Origin of the sequence: Marivivens niveibacter (genome assembly GCF_002150005.2) — a bacterium.
GTDB classification, from domain to species: domain Bacteria; phylum Pseudomonadota; class Alphaproteobacteria; order Rhodobacterales; family Rhodobacteraceae; genus Marivivens; species Marivivens niveibacter.
Genome location: NZ_MSPP01000007.1, coordinates 76186 through 83847, shown reverse-complemented (window position 1 = coordinate 83847; position 7662 = coordinate 76186). Strand labels below are relative to the sequence as shown.

Sequence of the window (7662 nt, the reverse complement as noted above, 5' to 3'; positions counted from 1 at the left end):
TTGGCTCCGGCGGTAGGGATCGAACCTACGACCAATTGATTAACAGTCAACTGCTCTACCGCTGAGCTACGCCGGAACATGCGGCGGTGTATAGCCATGGTATTTCGGGGGCGCAAGAGGAATTCGGAAGATTTTTTAACAGAGTTCAAACAAGCCCGAAACAGACATATCCGAAACGGGCCGAACTCTGTTTTGCCCCACAAGATCAATAAGATGCGCGATAATATTTCGTTCGGCGGCGGGCCATAGTTTTGGATCGATATCATGATATATCGCCTGAACCAAAGCAGCAGCAGTATTTGTACCGTTTTTCAACGCGTCCAGTATCTGTGCCTCGCGCGATTTGCGGTGTGCCATGATTTCACGTACCCGATCATGTGGGCGATCTATCGGGTCACCATGGGCAGGAAAATATCGGCGCGACGGCCTGTCCAGCAACATCGCACAGGACGCCATAAAATCTGTCAGGTCACCGTCTGGTGGCGAAACAAGTGACGTCGACCACCCCATGATGTGATCGCCGCACAATAAAATGTCGCCCTTTTCCAGACAGATATGATTCCCCATATGCCCGGGCGTATGCAGAACCGTCATGCCGCAGACCACGTCCAGATGACCGACGGTCTGATCAGGTTCAAAATCGGCATCAACGCCCTCTCCGCCGCCAATGTCATCAACGATCGACCGCATAACTGCGCTGCGCCCTGCATCTGACGGGCCAAAAGCAATCACAGGCGCCCCAACCCGATCGGCCAAGGGCCGCGCCATAGGCGAATGATCCAAATGGCTATGCGTGACGATCACCGCGTCAACAGGGCGTCCATCAATCGCAGCCAGCAACGCACTGAAATGACTGTCTATAATTGGCCCAGGATCGACAATCGCAACATGAGATGTGCCAATGATAAAGGTGTTGGTCCCGCGATAGGTCAGCGGCGAAGGATTTGGCGCGGTTACACAACAAATACCGGTTTCAAAACGATGCATCGGGCGCTTTCCTATTCTATGCCCTCACGATAGGGTTTTCTCCATGACTGACAAGCCAATCAAATCCTATCTACCACGCAGCCTATACGGTCGCGCCGCGATGATCCTGCTGCTGCCGGTGATTTTTCTACAGCTGTTGGTTTCTGTCGTTTTCATCCAACGTCATTACGATGGTGTGACACGCCGCATGACGACGTCGGTCATGTCTGAGATAGCGTTGATCCTAGACAGTGAACCGACCGTGCAATCTGAACTGGCCGAGGCGTTGGAATTTCAGTTGCTAACGTCCGACACCCCGCCAACCGCGACCGAACGCAGCATTTTCGATTTTTCCGGACGTGCGATGATCGAAACCTTGTCCCGACGATATGACAACATTCTCGCTGTCGATTTGTCGGATCGGCGCACGGTCACAATCTGGTTTGACCGCGACGGCATAAACGGCCTTTCGTTCCCCAGATGGCGCGTCACTGCATCCAACCCTCACCAGTTGATTGTGATCATGGTGGTTTTGGGTAGTTTCATGACCCTGATCGCCTATTTCTTTTTGCGTAATCAATTGCGCCCAATCTTGCGTCTGGCACGTGCATCTGCGGAATATGGCAAAGGGCGTATCGTCCCTTATACCCCCGGCGGCGCAACCGAAGTGCGCGCAGCAGGCGCTGCATTTTTGTCGATGCGATCACGGATCGAACGCCAAACACAAAGCCGAACAATGATGTTGTCGGGGATTAGTCACGACCTCCGCACGCCGCTGACCCGTCTACGACTGGGCTTGTCGTTGATGAACGAAGACGAAGCCGCCCCCATGATCAAAGACGTCGAAGATATGGAACGACTGATTGCGGCGTTTTTGGAATATGGCCGTGCCGAGGCTGGCGACTCTCCTACCCCAGAAGATCCCGTCGATTTGGTCGAACGAGTCGTGGATGACGCAAACCGCAGCGGGCAGAACGTCGTCCTATACGATATTGACCCTGCGCTGGATGGCACGGTGTTGGTCCCCCTACGCCCCATGGCGATCCGCCGCGCGTTGGAAAACCTAATCGGCAATTCGCTGCGCTATGGCGGAACGCAGGTGGACGTTTCTATCATCCTGACCGACCGCACATTGCGCATCACAGCCGAAGATAACGGCCCTGGCATCCCCGCCGATCTGCGCGAAGAGGCCATTCGCCCCTTTACCCGCCTAGATCCAGCGCGAAACCAGAACACCGGTACGGGAGTTGGCCTTGGACTTGCGATCGTTGCTGATATCGCGCGATTGCATGGCGGCACCTTGCGACTGCAAGACAGTGAACGCCTGGGCGGCCTAAAGGCAGATATCGTTATTGCACGGTGATGTCAGGGGAATTGGTAGGCCCGGCAGGATTTGAACCCGCAACCAAAGCGTTATGAGCGCTCTGCTCTAACCGTTGAGCTACAGGCCCCCGCGCAACTAGCTACAAAAGGTAGAACGGGGCGTCAATCCGCCCCGTCCAAGTTAATCATTAATATCGCGATCCCAAATCGTTATCTGACTTTTGGGCAGGCTAAAATACTTGCGTAAAACCAGAAAACTGATCAGCGATAGGATCGCAAAAGCGACCAATGCGGCAGGCAGCGATAGCGCGGCGACAAAGACAACCAATGCCATAACCATCGCCCCGATCGCAAAGCCCAGAAAGATGTATCCGGGCACGATCACCTCTGCCACGCCCAAGGTCAGCGACGCAGCGCCCCAGATCCACCAAAGTGTCCACCAGTCCGTCATTTCGATCCTTTCAACATTTTGAACGCATCGCCAAAGGCCTCTAGCGCCTGCGATGGCACAACGATGGTTTGTTTTCCTTCGCCCTGCCCCAACGCAGTCAATGCTTCGACCTGTTTCAGCGCGACCTGATACTGCGCTGCTTCAATCCCGTTTTTCGCGATGGCAGCGGCGACAACTTCGGTCGCATAGGCTTCGGCTTCGGCTTCAACGCGGCGGGCCTGCGCTTCTTGTTGTGCGGCATAGAGTTCGGCTTCGGCCTGTAGCTCGACAGCACGCTTTTTACCTTCGGCCTCTGTCACTTGTGCGCGGCGGGCACGTTCGGCATTCAGCTGCTGCAGCATCGCGGCGCGCGTTGCTTCATCCAGATTGACGTCCAACACCTCGGCGCGGGTCACATCTATGCCCCAATCGTCCACTTGACTTGCCAATTGGCTTCGGGTCGCTTCGATCAACTGCGCGCGGTTGGACTGTACCTGATCCAGCTCCATGCGGCCAATTTCTGAACGGATAATACCCGCGACGGTCGTCTGAATGGCGCCATCCACGTCGCGGATACGGTACACCGTCTTTTCCGGTTCTGTGATGCGGTAAAACACGCTGGTATCCACCTGCACCAACACGTTGTCGCTGGTGATCGCATCTTGGGTCATGGTGGGCAACTGGCGTTCCAGAACCGATACTTTGTGTTTTACGCGGTCCAGAAACGGGACAATTAAATTGATCCCCGGCCCTAAAACAGAACGCAAACGTCCCAACCGTTCAACAACGTATTTTTCTGACTGCGGCACGATACGCACCGATTTGATGATGCAGACAAAAATAAACGCAGCGAGAGCCAGCAAGAAAATGCTGCTACCATCGCCGCTACTTAAAATCGCTTGTTGATTCATAAACCTTCCCTCACTCACATAACCAATATGTAGTCACGATCATGTGAATTTTGAATAACACCGCCGACGATTCTGGCAGAACATTTGTTCGATTGTAGGGGAAATGGTGGGTCGTGAGAGGCTCGAACTCCCGACATCTTCGGTGTAAACGAAGCGCTCTACCAACTGAGCTAACGACCCGTTGGCGCGGGATTTAGACAAAGCGCACGGCGGGCGCAAGGCCCCTTTTGCATTTTTTTAAAATTCTTTGTGTTGCCCGTTGCTTATCTGAAAAATCGCGCCCTGTTTGCCTGGTAGGTCCGCAATGCGATCCATTCCCCAACCCATCGCACGCGTCCGCAGAAACCGCGAGGTAAACCCATGCGTCACAATCACAGTCGGGCGCGTCAAACCATCCAACACGCGGCCCACGCGATCCCACAGATTTTCAAAGGATTCACCCTTTGGGGCACGGGCATAGAATTCAATAAAATGTTCATTCGGGTTGGGCGCTGGCCAGCGGCGATCAATTTCCGAACGCGGTAATCCCGTCCAATCGCCCATACTGATTTCCCGTAGATCGGCGACAGGCGCAATTGGGCACCCTGTGGCGACGCTGATCGGATCGGCCGTTGCCAAAGCACGACCTTGGGGGCTGCAGATCAGGTCATGCGTATTGGGGCCGACGATGCCGCGCAATTTGTCCGCCATCACATCAGCCTGTTCGCGGCCTTTGTTCGTCAGCCGCGAATCCAACCCGCCTTGCATACGGCCGATTGCGTTGAATTCGGTTTCACCGTGGCGAATGACATATAGGTCGGGCAACATCATATCGGCCTTATAACGAAAAAGGCGCATCCGGTAAGGGATGCGCCTGAAATTCTGGTGGGTCGTGAGAGGCTCGAACTCCCGACATCTTCGGTGTAAACGAAGCGCTCTACCAACTGAGCTAACGACCCGGTCCGCGTGATCTATCCTTACTCTGCCGGTTCCGCAAGAGGGGAATCGACAGAATTTTCATCAATCGTGATCGTCGGCGTAGTCAAACGAATGCGGGTAATCACAACCTTACCGTTCGGAGTATCTTTGACACGGTTAATTTTGATTTTGCCAAGCGGCGGAACAACCAATTCGTGACCTTCGGTCAGTTCTTCGGCCAATTGCGCCAGCGCCGCTTCGACAGCGGGTTTGACATCTTTCTTTTTCAGGCCGGAACGTTCAACAACACTATCAATAAAATCTTTCTTGCGGGTTACTTCGTCTGGGGTTTCAGGCGCAGCAACCACAGGCTCGACCGTCACGGGTTTGGTGACCGCGCTTGCCGTAGCGGTTTTTTTGCGGGTCGTCGTTTTCGTGGTGCGAGTAGCCATAAATAGCCTCAATGGGTTTGTATGAATTTACGATTCCAGCATCACAGGAACCCCGCATTGGTTGCAAGTACGAAACACGCAACATCAGGTTTTCAGGGGATTTTCCGCCGATTTTAATAGAAAAAGGCGCCCGAAGGCGCCTTTTGTTTAATTAATGAGCCAAAGCCCCTGCCCCGTCATTTGAGGAAAGCGCACGGGCGGCTGCGGCCTCGTCTTCGGCCTCTTGGTCCCATTCAACCGGTTCTGGCTGCGAAATAAGAGCGTGCTTCAACACCTCGGACACGTGGGTGACGGGGATAATTTCCAGCCCCTCTTTCACGTTGTCCGGAATATCGGGCAGATCTTTTACGTTCTCTTCTGGGATAAGAACGGTTTTGATCCCGCCGCGCAGGGCCGCCAACAGTTTTTCCTTCAGACCGCCAATGGCAGACGCGTTACCGCGCAAGGTTACCTCGCCTGTCATGGCGATGTCTTTGCGCACTGGGATTTGCGTCAGAACCGACACGATCGCCGTGACCATTGCCAAACCAGCCGATGGGCCATCTTTGGGCGTTGCGCCATCAGGCACGTGCACGTGGATGTCCATGCGGTCGAACTGAGGAGGCTTCACGCCCAGCTCTGGCGAAATCGAACGAACATAGGACGATGCCGCCTCGATCGACTCCTTCATCACGTCGCCCAGTTTACCGGTCGTTTTCATCCGGCCCTTACCTGGTAGGCGCAAGGCTTCGATCGACAACAGCTCACCACCGACCGAGGTATAGGCGAGACCGGTGACGACACCGACCTGATCCTCTTTTTCGGCCAGTCCGTGACGGTAGCGCGGAACGCCCAAGAAATCGTCCATATTATCAGCGGTTACCGAAACGGTAGTCACTTCTTTCTTGACGATCTTGGTCACGGCCTTGCGGCAGACTTTGGCGATTTCGCGTTCCAGATTACGAACGCCCGCTTCGCGGGTGTAGGTCTGGATGATCGTGGTCAGGCCTGCGTCGTCAATTTCAAACTCTTTGGCTTTTAGGCCGTGGTTTTTCAATTGCTTAGGCAGCAAATGCTGACGCGCGATTTCGCGTTTTTCGTCCTCGGTGTAGCCAGACAGCGGAATAATTTCCATACGGTCCAGCAACGGGCCAGGCATGTTGTAGCTGTTCGATGTGGTCAGGAACATGACGTTCGACAGATCATATTCTACCTCTAGGTAGTGATCGACGAATGTGCCGTTCTGTTCTGGGTCCAACACCTCTAGCATGGCCGAAGCAGGGTCACCGCGGAAATCCTGACCCATCTTATCGATCTCATCCAAAAGGATCAGAGGGTTCGTGGTTTTCGCCTTTTTCAGCGCCTGAATGATCTTACCCGGCATCGAACCGATGTACGTCCGGCGGTGGCCTCGGATTTCGGATTCGTCACGCACGCCGCCTAGCGAAATACGGATAAATTCGCGGCCTGTTGCCTTGGCAATCGATTTGCCTAGCGATGTTTTACCAACACCTGGAGGGCCAACAAGGCACATGATCGGACCCTTCAGTTTCGCGCTACGCGACTGAACGGCCAGATATTCCACAATGCGTTCTTTGACCTTTTCCAGACCATAGTGTTCGTCATCCAGAATAGTCTCGGCGCGGCCCAAATCCTTTTTCACGCGGGATTTGACGCCCCACGGGATCGACAGGATCCAATCCAGATAATTGCGCACGACCGTCGCCTCGGCCGACATCGGGGACATCGACTTTAGCTTTTTAACCTCGGCATCGACCTTTTCTTTGGCCTCTTTCGACAGTTTGGTTTTCGAAATACGCTCTTCTAGTTCGGCGATTTCGTTTGCACCGTCTTCGCCGTCGCCCAGTTCCTTCTGAATGGCCTTCATTTGCTCATTCAAATAATATTCGCGCTGAGTGCGCTCCATCTGGGTTTTGACGCGAGTTTTGATCTTTTTCTCAACCTGCAGAACAGACATTTCGCCCTGCATCAGGCCATAGACCTTCTCCAGACGTTCAGAAATCGAAACGGTTTCCAGCAGTTCCTGTTTCTGAGCAACATCGATGCCCAGGTGACCAGCAACCAGATCAGCCAGCTTCGCAGCATCAGTGGTTTCACTGACGGCGGCAACAGCCTCTTCTGGAATGTTCTTTTTGACCTTGGTGTAACGTTCAAACTCTTCGCCAACCGAACGGACCAATGCGGCCTGTTCGTCGACGTTACCGTCGACCTCAGGCAGGTCTTCGGCGCGCGCCTCAAAGAAGCTATCGTTTTCGACGAATTCAGAAATCGTTACACGGCTTTTGCCTTCGACCAAGACTTTGACAGTCCCATCAGGCAGTTTCAGCAGCTGAAGCACATTGGCCAACACACCAGTTTTATAGATGTCGTCGGTGGTCGGGTCGTCCTGACTCGGGTCGATTTGGCTGGATAGCAGGATTTGTTTGTCGTCCTGCATCACCTCTTCCAATGCGCGAACCGATTTTTCGCGGCCTACGAACAGCGGCACGATCATATGTGGGAAAACCACGATATCGCGCAGCGGCAGGACCGGAAAAGTGGTGCTATTGGTATCTTCCATGCTCTTGTCCTTTTATTGGCAGAACGCAAAGGCCCCGTAGCGGCAGCCATTCACATTCCCACTTGGAATAAACAGATGGGGCCGTACCCCGCCCATTTCAACCATGTTCGTTACGAACACTGT

Annotated in this window: 7 protein-coding genes and 4 tRNA genes; 1 reads left to right on the top strand and 10 read right to left on the bottom strand. The window is 54.0% G+C overall.

All coding sequences use genetic code 11. The features are described from left to right. Position 1 precedes the first annotated feature (1 nt). Both BVC71_RS14835 and BVC71_RS14830 read right to left on the bottom strand, forming a co-directional pair. Positions 2-76: transfer RNA gene (locus BVC71_RS14835), tRNA-Asn, on the bottom strand. Positions 77-135: 59 nt separating this feature from the next. Further along, entirely contained in the window at positions 136-987 is an 852-nt protein-coding gene (locus BVC71_RS14830) for an MBL fold metallo-hydrolase (RefSeq protein WP_086452475.1), read from the bottom strand. 43 nt (positions 988-1030) lie between these two features. Between BVC71_RS14830 and BVC71_RS14825 the strand changes: the two genes are divergently transcribed. Further along, on the top strand, positions 1031-2329 hold the full coding sequence (locus tag BVC71_RS14825) for an ATP-binding protein (RefSeq protein WP_086452474.1): 1299 nt from the start codon (positions 1031-1033) through the stop codon (positions 2327-2329). Positions 2330-2341: 12 nt separating this feature from the next. On the opposite strand, the gene BVC71_RS14820 is transcribed toward BVC71_RS14825, so the two are convergent. The 8 genes from BVC71_RS14820 to lon form a co-directional block, all read right to left on the bottom strand. Further along, positions 2342-2417: transfer RNA gene (locus BVC71_RS14820), tRNA-Ile, on the bottom strand. Positions 2418-2470: 53 nt separating this feature from the next. Next, positions 2471-2740 carry an NfeD family protein gene (locus BVC71_RS14815; RefSeq protein ID WP_086452473.1) on the bottom strand — a complete coding sequence of 90 codons (270 nt, stop codon included), beginning with the start codon at positions 2738-2740 and terminating at the stop codon, positions 2471-2473. Continuing rightward, positions 2737-3630, bottom strand: coding sequence for an SPFH domain-containing protein (locus BVC71_RS14810; RefSeq protein WP_086452472.1), 894 nt, complete (start codon positions 3628-3630; stop codon positions 2737-2739). The genes BVC71_RS14815 and BVC71_RS14810 overlap by 4 nt, the downstream gene beginning before the upstream one ends. 104 nt (positions 3631-3734) lie before the next feature. Continuing rightward, a tRNA-Val gene (locus BVC71_RS14805) sits at positions 3735-3810 on the bottom strand. Positions 3811-3867: 57 nt separating this feature from the next. Beyond that, positions 3868-4437 (bottom strand): histidine phosphatase family protein, encoded by a 570-nt coding sequence (locus BVC71_RS14800; protein WP_240516881.1) that lies wholly within the window; start codon positions 4435-4437, stop codon positions 3868-3870. 55 nt (positions 4438-4492) lie between these two features. After that, positions 4493-4568, bottom strand: a tRNA-Val gene (locus BVC71_RS14795). Positions 4569-4586: 18 nt separating this feature from the next. Further along, a complete protein-coding gene (locus BVC71_RS14790; RefSeq protein WP_086452471.1) occupies positions 4587-4979 on the bottom strand; it encodes an HU family DNA-binding protein in 393 nt (130 codons plus the stop codon). 151 nt (positions 4980-5130) lie between these two features. Then, complete coding sequence (gene lon, locus BVC71_RS14785; protein ID WP_086452470.1) at positions 5131-7539, bottom strand: endopeptidase La; 2409 nt, start codon at positions 7537-7539, stop codon at positions 5131-5133. Positions 7540-7662: the final 123 nt, after the last annotated feature.